A 1,227-nucleotide genomic window follows, 5' to 3' on the forward strand; every position below is an offset into this window, starting at 1 on the left:
GGATAACGTCCAGCTAAAATATCTTTATAAGCAAATCTACGATATCCTTGAGTAAGCATTAATTTGTCCAAATCACCTAGTTTTTTATCGTCAGTTTTGATGAAGTAATAATTAGGTTTTTCAATGTATCCTTTTAAGTCTGATGTAAGTAACAACGAACTTAAAATCGTAGTTTCACTATTTTCATCAACAGGTACTTTTTGCTCGTCGATAACTGATATAGAAAAATCTCCTGCAGTTGGCAAACCAGCACTTTTAGCATCTAATATCATTTTTACTTTTTGACGAGGCTTGTAGACAGGTAAATCTGATTTAACTGTTAAATTCATCGCATCTGGATGCAAAACAAAAGCTAACCGCTCACTTAATGGTTCATCATTCGCATTAAATAACGTAATTTGAACTACTCCTGCCGGAAAATTCTTTTTAGGAATTTTAGTCATAATTACTTGATTTTTTAGACTGGCTTTAGCAGCATAATAAATCATATTAGCATTTTGTGCAACAACAAAAAGTGATTTATCTGTATTAGCTTCATAAAATGGAGTGTTAGCCAATATTTTTAGATTAATAAATTCTGCATTAGAATTAACTACTTGTAAGGTAATACCAGAGGCAACTGCATTAGGTAAATCGAAAGTTTTTATAGTGCCATCTTTAAATGTAACCTTAGCTTTATAGTTTTTCCCATTTTCTGGAGTAACATAAAACGAACCCATACCTGCATAAGAAGAGGTAAAAGTAGTTACTTCGTTATTTTGATCGTCTATAATAACGCCTTTTGCATCAATGCCTAACCCTGAAACTTTAATTGCTTTAAATCCTACTTGATTAGGTATTCCGCTAATCAATTGTCCTCCCTCTGGGAAAAACTGAAAATCTACATTATTTACAGTTTGTTTTAGGTTAAAACTAGCACTTGCAACTTCTTTATCTGCAATGCTTATATCGGTTATCAGTGTACCTTTTGTGATGAGTTCTTCAGCTTTGCTGTTTACAGTAACTGTTAAAATACCATTTTGATCTGTTGTGCCTTTACCTTTTAACACTACATCGTAATTAGAAATAACTTTCCAATTTACCGTTTTATTGGCGTACGGTTTTTTGGCAATATCTTTAAATTGAATTTTAGCTGTAGTTTTTAAATTCTTATCGCTTTGCTCATTACTATATGAAATATTAGTGATTAATTTTTTGTCAATCGCCTCACCAAGTGGAATGGTTTTC

At 31.9% G+C, this 1,227-nt stretch carries 1 pseudogene; it reads right to left on the reverse strand.

Going from position 1 to position 1,227, the window contains the following annotated elements:
• Window positions 1-1,227, reverse strand: a pseudogene (locus WC622_RS03905) (carboxypeptidase regulatory-like domain-containing protein); the annotation flags it as partial.

Origin of the sequence: Pedobacter sp. (genome assembly GCF_041662865.1) — a bacterium.
In the GTDB taxonomy this organism is placed as follows: domain Bacteria; phylum Bacteroidota; class Bacteroidia; order Sphingobacteriales; family Sphingobacteriaceae; genus Pedobacter.